Genomic DNA, 14,573 nt, shown 5'->3' with positions numbered 1-14,573 from the left:
ATATGATAATATCGACGCAAAAGATTTATTGGATTTATACAAGGAGGAATGCGATAAATCTCATCAACGGTCAGAAATCTGAAGGAGATGTCCGATGTCGATATCGATGGGAATGGATCAGGCCAAGCGCGAGACAATGGCGGAAGCTGTCACCAAGGTGCTGGCGGATACCTACGCGCTCTATTTCAAGACACACGCCTATCACTGGAATGTAACCGGCCCGCGCTTTCATGATCTGCATATGCTGTTTGAAACCCAGTACAATGAAATGTGGATGGCAACGGATGTGATAGCCGAGCGCGTCAGGGCTCTGGGCGTCAAAGCCCCCATGTCCTATGGCGAGATGGACAAGCATGCGGAAATCAGGTCAGAGGCGTCCAAAACCGATGCCAACGAAATGATATCTGATCTCCTTGCTGGCCATGAGCAGGTTGCCGCAACGATTCGTGGGGCGCTCCGGGACGCTGCAGACAATGGCGATGAAGCAACGGCTGACGTGCTGACGCCGCGCCTTACGGCCCACGAGAAAATGGCCTGGATGCTTCGGTCCACATTGGGCTGATCTGGATTTCGCCAAGTCTGAAAAAGAGAGCCCCGGCCAATCGGCCGGGGCTTTTTTCACATCTGTGAAAATTAAAGCGCCGGGCCCTAGGGGAGGGAAAGGGTCCCGGCGCGATGTGCATACAATGTCGGGGAGGAGACAGTATGCAAACTCAGAAGGGGAACGTGTGCTCTCGCTTCGTTCGGGTGGGTATATGATGCAAAGCGGTCGACAGGACCAGAGACATTCCGGAATAACGGTTATGCAGATTTGCAAGGCTCAAGTATCGGGTCAGACAGCACCCGAACTGGCTATCCAGCCCAGCTCTTTGCTTCGGAAATCAGGAAGTCACGGAACACGCTGATCCGGCTAGATCCCCGCAATTCTTCAGGGTAGACGAAGTATACCTCGAAGACCGGCCCCTCTATTTCGGGCAGGACACGGACCAGCTTTTCGTTCTCGCGTGCGACATAGTCGGGAAGACTGGCAATGCCCAGTCCGGCTTCGGCTGCCTTCATCACCGCATTGATCGTATTGGCCTCGATAATGGCTTCCCGCGGCGATTGCCCTTCGGCCCGGCCGAGGCGTGTGCCCCAATCCAGATTCGGTATCGGCGCCATGGAAGGCGGTCCGTACTGCACAAATGAATGATCGTCGAGATCGGCAGGGCTGGCCGGAACGCCCCGTTTCTGCAGATAGCCACGGCTGGCGTAGAGGTGCTGGGGCACCTGCATCAGCTTTCGCTGCACGAGATCATTCTGTGTTGAGGCCCAGGGCCGGATGGCGCATTCGGCTTCAAGATTGGCGATGTCGATCTCATGATCGTCCAGCAGCAGCCGGATGCGTATGTCCGGATAGGCCGCGTTAAAGGCGGCGAGGCGAGGTGCCAGCCAGATCGCGCCAAGGGCAGTCGGTGCTGTTACCCGCAAATCGCCTGACGGTTTGTCCCGGGAGTCCGCCACCATGGCTTCTGCCAACGCGACCTTGGCAGAGATATCATGAGCCGCCCGATAGAGCAGTTTTCCGGGCTCGGTGAGGAGCAGGCCACGGGCATGGCGATGGAAAAGCTTGATCCCCAATTGTTCTTCAAGCGCGGTGATCTGGCGGCTCAGGGCCGACTGGGACAGGCCGAGCGTATCAGCTGCCGCTGTCAGCGAACCGGCCTCGGCCGCGGCGTGAAAGGATTTCAGCTTGTCCCAATCCATGGTGTTAGCGATTGACCGCCGACATGCCCTGTTCGTTATAGCGGGCGCCCTGGACCTTGTCGGCCAACGTGTTCAAACGGCCAATTTCATCTCCGCTCAGGGCAATATCTGCGGCGCCGAGATTGGATTGCAGGTTTTTCAACTTCGTCGTTCCCGGTATGGCCACAATATTGTCGGCGCGCCCGAGCACCCAGGCGAGGGCAACCTGCCCGGGAGGGGCATCATGCGTGCTGGCTACTGCCTTGACCTCATCCACGAGCGCCAGATTGGCTTCGTAGGCGCCATCGGCGAAGCGCGGTTGCATCGCACCCTGACGATACTCGCCTTCCCCGCCGGGCTTGTTATCCGTGGTCATGGCACCGGTCAGCAGACCACGGCCCAGCGGAGAATAGGCAACAAGCGTGGCGCCAATGGCCCTCAGGGTCGGCAGAATATCGGTCTCGATATCACGGGAAAAGATCGAGTACTCGCTCTGGACGGCCGAGATCGGATGGGTTGCATGCGCGCGTTTAATGGTTTCCGCGGACGCCTCTGAAAGGCCGATGGCGCGAACCTTCCCTTCGCCGACCAGTTGGCCCATGGCGCCAACGGTTTCCTCGATCGGAACTTTCGGATCGACCCGGTGAAGGTAATAGAGATCAATCACGTCAGTCTGCAGATAGCGCAATGAATTCTCGACGGCGCGGCGCATATTTTCCGGTGTCCCGTCAATCGTTGTGCCTGTCGGCTTGCCATTTTCATCGAACAGGAATTTCGGCCCGAACTTGGTGGCGATTCTTACCTTTTCGCGCCGGTCAGCGAAGGCTTCGCCAAGCAGCTTCTCATTGGCGCCCATCCCGTACATTTCGGCTGTGTCGAAGTGATTGACGCCTAGGTCGATCGCCTTGTGCAGAAGGTTGATCGCTTCAGCCTGTTCTGTCGGCGGGCCATAGAAGGCCGAAAGACCCATGCAGCCCAGGCCGATCGGAAATACGGAAAAATCGCCAATATTGCGCTGATCCATCTGAGTCCTCCCTTTTATTGACAGCTTAGACCCGATATTCGCGAATGGCACCCGCGATCCACAAAAAAGGCGGCCCGTCGGGGCCGCCTTTTCCGGTGCTTGTCATCCGGGGCTAGTTCGAGATTTCGCCGTCAGTTTCCTCTTCTGTATTCTCGTCATCGTCCTCGCTCATGTCGATGACGATATTCTGGTCGGGAAGGTCACGCACATAGACATTGCCCAGTGAGCCATCGCGGAACTGCCGGATCCGGCGCTCGACAACAAAGTCCAGCAGGATGCGGGCATTGTCCGGCAAACCGCCGCAAAACATCGCGTCGCGGCCGGAACCGGTGCCGCCTCTGCCCGTGGAGACGGTCTGGCTTATGGATCCGCCGCAGCGATTGGATCCATTCGTCATGTCCGCAATGCCCCACTCATCGGAAGTCGGGCGGACCGGAATATCACTGTCGATCAACTCCATTACATCCTCGCCCGCGAAGGCGGAAAGGTGATCGCGGACATCCTCGGGCCAGTTCGGGAAGAAAGTGTCGCGCGCCCGTTCATAATGACGCGAAATGATCAGGCTGCGGGGCGAATTGTCGACCCCGCGAAGAGAGTTCACAAACTCGCGTCCATTGGACTCAAGCTGGCTCCAGACGCGGCTGGCATCATAGGCCTCACGCATGACGCGGGGCGCGCCGATCGTCCCGTTGAAAAAGCCATATATGACGCGTGGATCATCCCAAAAACGATACACGATATTGTACTGGATATCGTTCAGGCTCAGCGGCTGACCCATGACGGTCACCACGGGCGCATCCAGATAATGCAGCTCGCTATTGGCGGCGCGTGTGCGCTCCATATCGTTTTGTGGATAGACGAGGCCAACCTGTTCGATGGTGGCGACCGTGTAGAGATTCAACCAGTAGGCCAGCTGCTCGTCCGGTGACAGGCGCGCAAAATTGAGTTGCTCCGGAACCTGCTCCAGCTCTTGCCGGTATTGCGTGATGGCATCGAGATGGAAGTCCTCGACCAGGTGATAGATCACCCGGTTGGCTTCGAACCGGAAACGGCTGGTATTGCCCGTAAAAACACGCGTTCCGGTGGCACCGACATCGCGCCGCGGCGACCGGCGGTCGGAATACCCGACATTCAGAACGATTTCCGATAACATCATCGTCCACGTCGAATAGTCGACATGCGACCGGCCATAGTCCGTCGTTGACGGCGCGAACCGCTCGAAACGGTTGTCAGCTTCGGTCTGGGCGACAGCCTGCCCGGCCAGGGCGAGTGCCGAGGCCAACCCGAAAACCTGTATAAGCTTAATCATTCCGGTCCCCATAAATGATCCGGCCAACTTGCTATGTCAGCGCGTTATAAGGCGCTGTTGCAACCAAATTAATTCGAATTCAGATAACGACCAGCCTATTCGTTGGCTGCCAGGAAACGTTCGGCTTCCAAGGCGGCCATACACCCCATTCCAGCGGCCGTGACCGCCTGACGGAAAACGTCGTCTGTTACATCGCCAGCCGCAAACACGCCGGGGATGGACGTTGCCGTGGAGTCGGGCGTGGTAACCAGATAGCCACCGGCCTTTGTTTCAAGCTGGTCGGTAAACAATTCGGTCGCCGGCGCATGGCCGATGGCGATGAAAACACCGTCCGCAGCTCGATCCTCGATCTCGCCGGTCTTGACGTTTTTCAGGCGCACACCCGTGACGCCTGGCGGGTTGGTGTCACCGGTAATTTCCTCGAGCGTTGTATCCCAGATCACTTCGATCTTGGGGTGCTTGAACAAGCGGTCCTGCATCACCTTTTCTGCACGTAATTCATCACGGCGATGCACAAGCGTTACCTTGCTGGCAAAATTGGTCAGGAACAGCGCTTCCTCGACGGCAGTGTTGCCTCCGCCGATCACGAAAACTTCCTTTTCGCGGTAGAAAAACCCGTCACATGTGGCGCAGGCCGATACACCGAAGCCCTGGAATTTCTCTTCGGATTCAAGCCCCAGCCATTTCGCACTGGCACCGGTGGCAATGATGACGCTGTCGGCTGTATAGACCGTGCCGCCATCACCTTTCAGCACGAAGGGGCGCTGGGAGAGATCGGCCTCGACAATGATGTCGGACACGATGTCCGTCCCGACATGCTCTGCCTGCGCGCGCATCTGCTCCATCAACCAGGGGCCCTGGATGACGTCGGCAAAGCCCGGATAATTCTCTACGTCCGTGGTAATCGTCAGCTGGCCACCCGGTTGGAGCCCGGCAATCAGCAGCGGCTCCAGCATGGCCCGGGCCGCATAAATGGCCGCCGTGTATCCGGCGGCTCCCGAACCAATAATGACGACTTTGCTGTGACGGGTATCAGACATGGACGACTCTCGTATTCAGACTGGATTGTCCGGCTTAGTTAGTGATCGGGGCTTTGCCTACAAGCCTATTCAGGAAAAGCCGCAGCAAAGCGTGGAGAAAGCTGTCGCATGACAATCGGATTGAGCTCTCCGCGTGGGGCCAGTCCGAGAGAATTGGCTTCAGCCGGGGTGACCTGGCCGGTTTCGATCAGATGCGCTGTATAGATATGCGCTGCCCGCGTGCCGGAAACGCAGTGCAGAACAATATTCTCGCCTTCGTGCAGGTTAAGCTGGAAGGTGAGGGCAGATGTCATGGACGGGTTAAACCCTGCCGAGCCGCCGACACCGAACTGCGCGTAGGTCATGCCCGCTTCCAGCGCCAGCTGGCTTTCGTCGAAGGGTAGCTGCGCCATTTCGTCATCAGGACGGATATTGATGATCACGGTCCGGCCTTGATCCGCCCAGCTTTGCAATTGCTCCGGGCTCGGCTGACCCGCCAGCCAGACATCATTATGGATCGCGGTGACACGCTCTGGCATGTCGTCGGCCGCCGCACAGGCGGTGAGCATCAGGAAAAAACCGAGTACGAAGCGGATCATCTTAAACCTCATTCAATGCGTGAAAACTGACGCGCCAGGAGGGTGGCGATACGAGTGGTCTCGTCCAGCGGCACATAGGTCCAATCGTCCAATCGTCCAAGGAATGGCCGCAAAATGCCCTTGGCCTCAAGTGCTGCGTGCAAAAGCCGGAACTTCCCGGGATTGCCATCAAGCGGAAGGCTGTAGACAGGTTTTCCCGTGAACGCTGCCTCCGTCAGCATATTGGTCGAGTCCTCCGTCACGAATATCCGGTCAGCCGCCGCGAGGAAGCTGAAATACGGATTTTCGCCCTCGCCATCATAAACCCAGCAGCGCTCATTTTCCTCAAGTCCGGCCAATAATTGGCGAAGCGGAAGCGGTGTTCGCCGGGAGGTCGACACCATCAGCGAATGTCCCTGTTCCAACACCCATTGGCATCTCTGTGCAATCGCGGCCGTCACAGCCGGGCTCATCTTCAGCCGCTTGTTGGGGCCACCGATCAACACCGCCGCGCGCGGGCCGGGTAGCTGCGCGATGCGGTCGTCAAATCGGGCCTTCTCAGCTGCTAACCGCTCAGGTGTGAGCCGGTTGGGCGAGCCGATCATTGAAAGCGAATTGGGTTTCGAAAGCCGGTCATGCTGAGGGGCGACAATCGCATCGAATTGTCCGTAGTGACCGCGCGGATCCTGAACATACACAAAGCGGGCGTCGGGATAGCTCTTGCGATGCTGCCGCGCGACAGCGATGGCGGGCCGGCCGCACCCGATCCAGATGGCCGGATTGTCAGCATCCGGCAGCGTTACATAGCCGTCATCGCGGATCACTGCGCGATGGACCTTTCCGCCGAGAACACGGGACAGCGCCTCGGCCAGGCCGATGGCCTGGTTCTCGACGCCACGGCGGGTATCAGCGACCGCCCAGATTTCGACAGCTTGTTCTGACATGAGCTTCCTGAAACTGGATAGTCACCGATAGCGTTTGCCGCATTCATTGGCAAAGTGTTTGACAAGAATAATGTTGATGTTACAAATGTAACAACAATGCGAGATAACATCATGACCGAACCGACTGGTGCTGAACTGGATATTCTCAAAGTCCTCTGGGAGGAAAGCCCGTTGTCCGCGCGCGAACTGCACCAGCGCGTTTCCGAAAAACGTGACTGGTCCTATTCGACGACCCGGACGCATCTCAACCGGATGGTCGAGAAAGGTCTGGTCCGGCGGCGCGACTCGCATGGCCTTGCCGTTTTTCAGGCGGCTGAAGAGAAGGTCAGCCTGCTTGGCGGCATCATCCGCAATTTCTCGATGAAGGTGCTCGATATGGGCGGGTCAATGCCCGCGTCCGCCTTCGCCGATAGTGAGTTGTTGAATGAAGAGGAGCTGGCTGAACTGACACGTCTTCTCGAGGAGGACGAGTCGTGATGGGCGATTTGATCCCGGCAATGACACTGGCAGCGATTGTCAGCCTGCTGTTCAGCCTGGCCGGTGCGGCGATATCGTCTTTTGCTGACGAGCATTTTTCCGATCCGCATGACCGCGTCCTGATCTGGCGGACCGTGAGAGTCCTGGCGATCCTGCCATTCATGGTCGCTGTTCTGGCCCTGAATTTCAGCGATCGCCTGATAGAAAATGACACGGCCGGCAGTGAGCAGGCGGTCAGCCTGGCCGCGCTTGACCCTCTTATCGAAATCGTCCGGAGCACCACCGCTGGTCAGCCTGTCGCGGTTGAAACGGGAGAGCCGCGCAGCGAGGCCGGCACAGCAGCGTCAGAGCCCATGAATATTCCCTGGGCAAAACTTGGCACTCTGATTTACTTGGCAGGCGCTCTTTTTGCGCTCGGCCGCTTTGCGATCCGGCGATTGGCGTTATCAGTGCTTATGGCGAACAGCCAGTCCGCCGACGGCGAATTGCAGGATCTTTTCGAGCGGTGGCGCTGTTCATTACAGCTTTCACGGCGTCGGATCGGTCTGCGTGTCGTGGATGCACCGATATCACCCTTCGTGATCGGGCTTTTGCCAAGAGTATTCCTGCCGAAAAGGCTGGCGCAGCAATCGGCCCGGAAGACGGCCGAACTGGCGCTGGTCCATGAGCTGATCCATGTCCGCCGCGGCGACGAATGGGATCGCATCATCGGCGAAATTTTCTCCGTTGTTTTCTGGTTCAACCCGATGCTGGGCTGGGTTGAACGCCGTCTCGCTCATGTCCGTGAAATGGCATGCGATGCGGAAACACTCGACGTTCTCGGGAAAGAACGTCGGCGTGCCTATGCAGGCGCGTTGGTCGAGGCGGCGAGGGCAGAGCCGCTTGTCAATTCGAAGGTCATGGCCTTCGGAACGCATCACAAGAGGAGTAAAGTTATGCGTATCAAAGCAATTCTGTCCGGACATCAGGAAAACCGGCAGGCCCTTCTGGTCAAAATCGGCGTGGTGGCGGGATTTACCGCGCTTGTCGCGCCGGCCTGCGCCGCCCAGGCGATTGCAACAGCTTCGGTTGCCAATCCGGCCGGTTCGGTCCCGGTTACGACACTGGCATCTGCAGCCATCGTGCAGTCGAGCGAAGTCAACACGCTGCGGTCCGTTATCGAATCCTCGCCACTGGAATCGCTGAAGCGATTGGAAGAACTTGAATCGATTGGCGATATTTCTGAGGAATCCATCCTCCAGAATCCCGCTAACTGGGCAGCCATCGGCGCCTATGCCTCCGGCGTTTCGACATCGCTCAACATCAGTGGCGAAGACAATAACGGAAATCCGATCCGGATCAGTCTGCGCGAGGACGACGAAGGGGATTTCGTATCCATTGACTTTGTCGATGAAGACGGCCGGCAAGCGAATCTGAATGTGCAATCGCCAGCCGGGGGCTCCGAAGAAATAACGCTGCAATATGAAGGCGAAGATCTCCCGCATCTCAGCGTCAGCAACGGCGATGATGAAGAGGTTCTGTTGCGCTTCCGCGATGACGAGAACCGCCCCATCCGGTTTTCGGTGAGTGAGGAAGACAATGATACGGCGCTGATCGACATCATGGATGAGGAAAGTGGCGAGCAAAGCCGGCTGCGGTTCGAGGATCATGACGATGATATCGTTCGTGCGCCTGCTGATGGCCGGGTCACGCATGTGGGAATTGATACTAGCGAAGACGAATACGGCCGGTACGCCGTGATTGATCACGGTACGGGCTGGTCTACGATCTTCTATCGGATGGAGGACGTGACGGTCGCCCGTGGTCAGAGCGTCGCGTTCAATGACGTCATCGGTCAGTCAACAGAAGACGGCGTCGAATGGGATGATGACGGTTCGACCAATATGGCGATTGTGCGAACGGCAAACGTTCGCTTCTAGGCATCAGCCGATAAAGAAAAAGCCGGCCATCTGGCCGGCTTTTTTGTGTCTGGATCAAGGAGCGATCAGATCCACTCGACGTTCAGAATCTCGTATGATTTCAGCCCGCCGGGCGCATTCACCTCTATCACGTCACCGATCTCCTTGTTGATCATGGCGCGGGCAATCGGAGAGGTAATGGAAATCTTGCCGGCTTTTACGTCAGCCTCGTCCTCGCCGACGATCTTGTAGACCGACTCCGTATCGGTATCCTCATCCACAACGGTAACGGTCGCGCCGAACTTGACGGTATCGCCATCCAGCTTGGAAACGTCGATCACCTGGGCGCGCGCCAGCTTGTCCTCGATTTCCGCCAGCCGGCCCTCGATCCAGCCCTGGCGTTCCTTGGCAGCATGATATTCCGCGTTTTCGGACAAATCGCCATGCTCGCGCGCCTCCGAGATCGCCTGGATAACGGCCGGGCGCTCAACGGATTTGAGGTTTTTCATTTCTTCGTCGAGAGCCTGATAGCCCTCGGCGGTCATCGGAATTTTTGTCATTTTCGGATACTTCGCAGTCAGTCCTGCAACAGATTGGTCAGCTAGAGTAGGATTGCAAGGCCCGCGGTTCAAGCGCGCCATCATCAATCTTCTCGAGCGACCTTGCGGCCGCCACTGCGGCGGACGCTGTGGTGTAACAGGGGATCTTCATCTCAAGCGCCGTCCGGCGGATGGAATAGCTGTCCTTGTGGGATAGCCGGCCTTCCGTCGTGTTGACGATCATCTGAACCTTGCCGTTCTTGATGTCATCGACAATGTGCGGGCGGCCTTCATAGACTTTGTTGACCGTTCGTACCGCGATACCGGCCGCCTCGAAGGCTTTGGCAGTGCCTTTGGTGGCGAGGATTTCAAAGCCCAGATTGGCAAAAGCCTTGGCAGCCTCGACCATTAGCGGCTTGTCGGTTTCCTTGAGCGAAATGAAGATCGCGCCCTTGCGTGGCAGGTTCACACCGGCAGCCAGCTGCGACTTGGCAAAGGCGGACTCAAACGAGGTGTCGATCCCCATCACTTCGCCGGTCGAGCGCATTTCCGGCCCCAGAACCGGATCGACGCCCGGGAAGCGGGCAAACGGCATGACGGCTTCCTTCACCGCCACATGTTTCGGAGCCGGCTTTTCGAGATTGAAGCTGGCCAGTTTTTCCCCGGCCATGACTTTTGCGGCAATCTTGGCAACCGGAACACCGATCGCCTTGGCCACGAAAGGAACGGTACGGGAAGCCCGCGGGTTGACCTCAAGCACATAGATGGTGCCGTCCTTCACCGCGAACTGGACATTCATCAGACCCTTGACGCCAATGGCCTTGGCCAGCGCAACAGCTTCGGCTTCCAGTTCGGCGACCATCTCGCCGGACAGTGAGAAGGGCGGCAGCGAACAGGCCGAGTCGCCAGAGTGCACGCCGGCTTCTTCGATATGTTCCATCACACCGGCCACGAAGACGTCCTCGCCATCGCAGATAACGTCGACATCGACTTCCTCGGCATTGTCCAGATAGCGATCGACCAGCAGCGGCGTATCGCCCGAGACCACCACAGCCTCGCGCAGATAGCGCTCCATGCCTTCACGGTCGCGCACGATTTCCATCGCGCGTCCGCCCAGTACATAGGACGGGCGCAGCACCAGCGGGAAACCCAACCGGTCCAGAGCAGCCATGGCTTCTTCTTCCGAGCGCGCAATTTCGTTTGGCGGCTGTTTCAGATCCAGCTTGTCGAGAAGGGCTTTGAAGCGCTCGCGGTCCTCCGCCAGGTCGATGGCATCCGGCGGCGTGCCTAGGATCGGAACGCCGGCAGCTTCCAGCGCATTGGCCAGCTTCAAGGGCGTCTGCCCGCCATACTGGACTACGACGCCCAGCAATTCGCCGGATTGCTGTTCGGTCTCGATCAGCTCCAGCACGTCTTCCAGAGTCAGCGGTTCGAAATACAACCGGTCCGCCGTGTCATAGTCAGTCGAAACCGTCTCCGGATTGCAGTTGACCATGATGGATTCAATGCCGCTTTCATTGAAGGCGAAGGCGGCATGACAGCAACAATAATCAAACTCGATACCCTGGCCGATCCGGTTCGGGCCACCGCCCAGAATGATCGCCTTCTTGCGGTCGCTCGGCTGGGCTTCGTCATCCGCCGGTTCGCCGACCGGGCCGGTTTCATAGGTTGAATACATGTAGGGCGTGACGGCCTCGAACTCGGCCGCACACGTGTCGACGCGCTTGTAGACCGGCCGCACACCCAGAGCCCGGCGCTGCTTGCGAACCTCGTCTTCGGTCTTGCCGGACAGGTGGGCGAGACGGGCATCCGAAAAACCGTCGGCTTTCAGGGCGCGAAAGCCCTCAGCCGTCTCCGGCAGGCCCTTGGCCCGCACCCGGTCCTCGGTAGCGACAGTCTCGCTGATCTGGCGCAGGAACCAGGGCTCGAAATCACAGGCCTCGTTTACCTCTTCGACCGTCAGGCGCTCGCGGAAAGCCTGTGCGATGATGCGCAGCCGGTCCGGCGTCGGGCGGGAGAGGGCGGCAAAGATGGCTTCACGGCGCGCATAGGCATCCGGCGCCTCGGCCAGGCCTTCGATGGCGATCTCGTCAAAACCCGTCAGGCCGGTTTCCAGCGAACGCAGGGCCTTCTGGACGGATTCCTTGAAGGTGCGGCCCATCGACATGGCTTCGCCGACGGACTTCATCGAAGTCGTCAGAATGTTCTCGGCACCCGGATACTTCTCGAAGGCAAAGCGCGGGATCTTGGTGACGACATAATCAATGGTCGGTTCGAAGCTGGCCGGAATTGCACCGCCGGTGATGTCATTGCCGATCTCGTCGAGCGTATAGCCGACGGCCAGCTTGGCCGCGACGCGGGCGATCGGGAAACCGGTGGCCTTGGACGCCAGAGCCGACGACCGCGACACGCGCGGATTCATCTCGATCACGACCATGCGCCCGTCCTCGGGATTGATGGCGAACTGGACGTTCGATCCACCCGTCTCCACGCCGATTTCGCGCAGCACGGCAATCGAGGCCGACCGCATGCGCTGGTATTCCTTGTCGGTGAGTGTCAGGGCCGGCGCGACGGTAACACTGTCGCCGGTGTGGACGCCCATCGGATCCACATTCTCGATCGAGCAGATGATGATGCAATTGTCCGCCTTGTCGCGAACAACCTCCATCTCGTATTCCTTCCAGCCCAGCAAGCTTTCATCGATCAGCACCTGACCGGTGGGCGAGGCATCGATACCCGCCCGGACGATCGTTTCATATTCATCGAGATTATAGGCCACGCCGCCGCCGGTCCCGCCCAGCGTAAAGGCGGGGCGGATAATGGCAGGCAGGCCGATCTCGTTGATCGCTTCCATGGCCTTGAGCGCGCCGGAGGCACGATCATAGCCAATGATGCGGCCATTCTCGTCCTTGATTTTCGGAGAGGACACGACCAGGGCGCGGGGGTTTTCCAGCCCGATCTTGTCCATCGCTTCGCGGAAGCGTTCGCGATCCTCGGCCTTGTCGATGACATCGGCCTTCGCGCCGATCATCTCCACACCGTGCGCTTCGAGAATACCGCGCCGGTCGAGTTCGAGCGCACAGTTCAGCGCCGTCTGTCCACCCATGGTCGGCAGCAAGGCATCCGGTTTTTCCAGGGCAATGACTTTTTCGACCATTTCCGGCGTGATCGGCTCGATATAGGTCGCATCCGCCAGTTCCGGGTCCGTCATGATCGTAGCCGGGTTGGAGTTCACCAGAATCACCCGGAAACCCTCTTCTTTCAGCGCTTTGACGGCCTGGACGCCTGAATAGTCGAACTCACAAGCCTGGCCGATAATGATCGGTCCGGCGCCAATGATCAGGATGCTTTTGATATCTGTCCGCTTTGGCATTCCGGCCCCATCAGAATGTGCGCGCAAATTTCGCCGCTGGGCTGCAGCGGCGGCAAGAGCGTCTGGTTGTCGTGCTAGGAGGCGGTCTTAGACCGGATTCGTCCGCTTGGCGAGAGGTTATGCACCGCCGACATTCAACCCACGCCAAAGCTGTGGCTGAACGCCGTTTGTCAGCCCGGAAACGCGCTCGGAAATCAGCCAGTGGGCCTGTTCGTGCAACAGCGGAATGATGATCTGCCGGGTCAGCAGAATGGCCTCGGCATTGGCATAAAGGCGGGTCCGGACATCCTCAGCAACCTCGCTGCGCGCACCGTCAATGGCCAGATTGTACCGCTCGGTTTCACTGGAAGGCCGATCAAACCATCCTGAATCGTCCGCGAACCCGCCCTGGGTGAAAGGTTCCATCAGGAAGTTGGGGTCGGTCTTCAGGCCACGGTCGAAATGCGACAGGGCTGTATCGAAATCACCACCGTCCACAGCCGAATAGAGGTCGACAGGGGCTGTCGCCAGCAATTCGGTCTCGATTCCTGCGCGGTTCCAGTCGTCCGCGATGGCGATGGCCAGCCTTTCCCGTTCTCCTGATGTCGTTCGGAGAACAATCCGGGGCTGGTTCGCGCCGGTCAGGCCGGCCTGTTCCAGATAGGTCCGGGCGAGATCGACGCCGGCATTACTGATGATCCCCCGGCGCATCACGGACTCCGTCGGGATTGCCGTCCCGCCGAGGATCTGCTCGGCCAGGAAACGCCGGTCGATCGCCACGGACATGGCCCGCCGCAACGCCACCTGATCGAGGGGCGGCCGCCTGAGATTGATCTTGAGATAAGTGAACTTCGGCGCCGGAAAGCTCTGGATTTGGGCGCCCAGCCGCTCGCGCAAGGATGCAATCTGCATGGCCGGCGGCTGCTCAACGAGGTCGAATTCGCCGGCGCGGAACATGCGCACCCTTGTCGAGGGCTCGTCTACAACATCGACCCTGACAGCGGGCACGGAGGCTGGCCGGATTGCATAATCATTGCGGACCAGATCGAAAGACAGAGCGCCCCGTCCCGCCAGTGTGAACGGGCCAGATCCGACGAAATGCTCGGGCCGCACCCAGTCATTGCCATGTGTCTCGATGATATGCCGCGGGAAAGGATAGAATTCCCGCATCAATAGCGGGAACAGGCCCAGTCGCTGGTTCAACCGGAACTCGACGATATTGGCCGATGGCGCGTTGATGCCCAGTGCGCTGACGGGGGCGTCCCCCGCCAGCACGGAAAGCGCGTTTTCAACCGCGAAGAAGTCGCCCAGCTCGCCACCGGCGGTCGCAGGATCGAGAAAACGCTGAACGGACCAGACGACGTCGTCAGCCGTCAGCATGCGCCCGTCCGACCAGCGCAAATCGTCTCGCAGGAAAAACCGCCAGGTCCTGCCATTGTCGGGAGTCTCCCACCGCTCTGCCAGACCGGGGGCCAGACGAAGATCGTTGCCATAATCCGCCAGAGGCATGAAGAGCTGTTTGTAGAGCAGCGCTGACGCGGCGAACTGGCCGATAGCAGGGTCAAGCGAGTCCGGTTGGTTGGCGATGGCCACGCGCAACAGGCCTGAGGGAGCTGCGCGGCGTCCGGAGCAGGCGGCAAGGCCGGTTGTTGCGAGACCAGCGAGAAGGGCCATTCTCCGGGTCAGCAGCATGCTTCGGCCCTCCATG

12 protein-coding genes are annotated in these 14,573 nt (G+C 59.0%); 3 read left to right on the top strand and 9 right to left on the bottom strand.

Annotation, left to right across the window (positions count from 1 at the left end; all coding sequences use genetic code 11):
* The first annotated feature begins 94 nt into the window (after nucleotides 1-94).
* Nucleotides 95-562 carry a Dps family protein gene (locus V0U79_RS08500; RefSeq protein ID WP_330199067.1) on the top strand — a complete coding sequence of 156 codons (468 nt, stop codon included), beginning with the start codon at nucleotides 95-97 and terminating at the stop codon, nucleotides 560-562.
* Between the two features lie 290 nt (nucleotides 563-852).
* Here the strand turns inward: V0U79_RS08500 and V0U79_RS08495 are convergent, their stop codons facing one another.
* The 6 genes from V0U79_RS08495 to V0U79_RS08470 all read right to left on the bottom strand — a co-directional run bounded on the left by V0U79_RS08495 (nucleotide 853) and on the right by V0U79_RS08470 (nucleotide 6,599).
* Nucleotides 853-1,746 carry a LysR family transcriptional regulator gene (locus tag V0U79_RS08495; RefSeq protein ID WP_330199066.1) on the bottom strand — a complete coding sequence of 298 codons (894 nt, stop codon included), beginning with the start codon at nucleotides 1,744-1,746 and terminating at the stop codon, nucleotides 853-855.
* 4 nt (nucleotides 1,747-1,750) lie between these two features.
* On the bottom strand, nucleotides 1,751-2,749 hold the full coding sequence (locus tag V0U79_RS08490) for an aldo/keto reductase (RefSeq protein ID WP_330199065.1): 999 nt from the start codon (nucleotides 2,747-2,749) through the stop codon (nucleotides 1,751-1,753).
* 112 nt (nucleotides 2,750-2,861) lie between these two features.
* A complete protein-coding gene (locus tag V0U79_RS08485; protein WP_330199064.1) occupies nucleotides 2,862-4,058 on the bottom strand; it encodes a DUF547 domain-containing protein in 1,197 nt (398 codons plus the stop codon).
* 95 nt (nucleotides 4,059-4,153) lie between these two features.
* The gene (trxB, locus tag V0U79_RS08480) at nucleotides 4,154-5,098 is read right to left on the bottom strand and encodes a thioredoxin-disulfide reductase (protein ID WP_330199063.1); all 945 of its coding nucleotides are present in this window, start codon (nucleotides 5,096-5,098) and stop codon (nucleotides 4,154-4,156) included.
* A 65-nt stretch (nucleotides 5,099-5,163) separates the two neighbouring features.
* Nucleotides 5,164-5,676: a protein tyrosine phosphatase family protein gene (locus V0U79_RS08475; RefSeq protein WP_330199062.1), complete on the bottom strand. Its 513-nt coding sequence runs from the start codon at nucleotides 5,674-5,676 to the stop codon at nucleotides 5,164-5,166.
* A gap of 8 nt (nucleotides 5,677-5,684) precedes the next feature.
* A complete protein-coding gene (locus V0U79_RS08470; protein WP_330199061.1) occupies nucleotides 5,685-6,599 on the bottom strand; it encodes a mitochondrial fission ELM1 family protein in 915 nt (304 codons plus the stop codon).
* A gap of 111 nt (nucleotides 6,600-6,710) precedes the next feature.
* On the opposite strand from V0U79_RS08470, the gene V0U79_RS08465 reads away from it, so the two are divergent.
* Both V0U79_RS08465 and V0U79_RS08460 read left to right on the top strand, forming a co-directional pair.
* Complete coding sequence (locus tag V0U79_RS08465) at nucleotides 6,711-7,076, top strand: BlaI/MecI/CopY family transcriptional regulator (RefSeq protein ID WP_330199060.1); 366 nt, start codon at nucleotides 6,711-6,713, stop codon at nucleotides 7,074-7,076.
* Nucleotides 7,076-8,995 carry a M56 family metallopeptidase gene (locus V0U79_RS08460; RefSeq protein ID WP_330199059.1) on the top strand — a complete coding sequence of 640 codons (1,920 nt, stop codon included), beginning with the start codon at nucleotides 7,076-7,078 and terminating at the stop codon, nucleotides 8,993-8,995. Before V0U79_RS08465 ends, V0U79_RS08460 begins: the two co-directional genes overlap by 1 nt.
* A 65-nt stretch (nucleotides 8,996-9,060) precedes the next feature.
* On the opposite strand, the gene greA is transcribed toward V0U79_RS08460, so the two are convergent.
* The 3 genes from greA to V0U79_RS08445 all read right to left on the bottom strand — a co-directional run bounded on the left by greA (nucleotide 9,061) and on the right by V0U79_RS08445 (nucleotide 14,539).
* A complete protein-coding gene (gene greA, locus V0U79_RS08455) occupies nucleotides 9,061-9,534 on the bottom strand; it encodes a transcription elongation factor GreA (RefSeq protein WP_330199058.1) in 474 nt (157 codons plus the stop codon).
* A gap of 37 nt (nucleotides 9,535-9,571) precedes the next feature.
* On the bottom strand, nucleotides 9,572-12,886 hold the full coding sequence (gene carB, locus V0U79_RS08450; RefSeq protein ID WP_330199057.1) for a carbamoyl-phosphate synthase large subunit: 3,315 nt from the start codon (nucleotides 12,884-12,886) through the stop codon (nucleotides 9,572-9,574).
* Between the two features lie 117 nt (nucleotides 12,887-13,003).
* Nucleotides 13,004-14,539, bottom strand: coding sequence for a peptide ABC transporter substrate-binding protein (locus tag V0U79_RS08445; RefSeq protein WP_330199056.1), 1,536 nt, complete (start codon nucleotides 14,537-14,539; stop codon nucleotides 13,004-13,006).
* Nucleotides 14,540-14,573: the final 34 nt, after the last annotated feature.

The organism is Hyphobacterium lacteum (genome assembly GCF_036330345.1).
In the GTDB taxonomy this organism is placed as follows: domain Bacteria; phylum Pseudomonadota; class Alphaproteobacteria; order Caulobacterales; family Maricaulaceae; genus Hyphobacterium; species Hyphobacterium lacteum.
The sequence above is the reverse complement of the archived record's forward strand: the minus strand, read 5'-3'. Positions and strand labels throughout refer to the sequence as shown.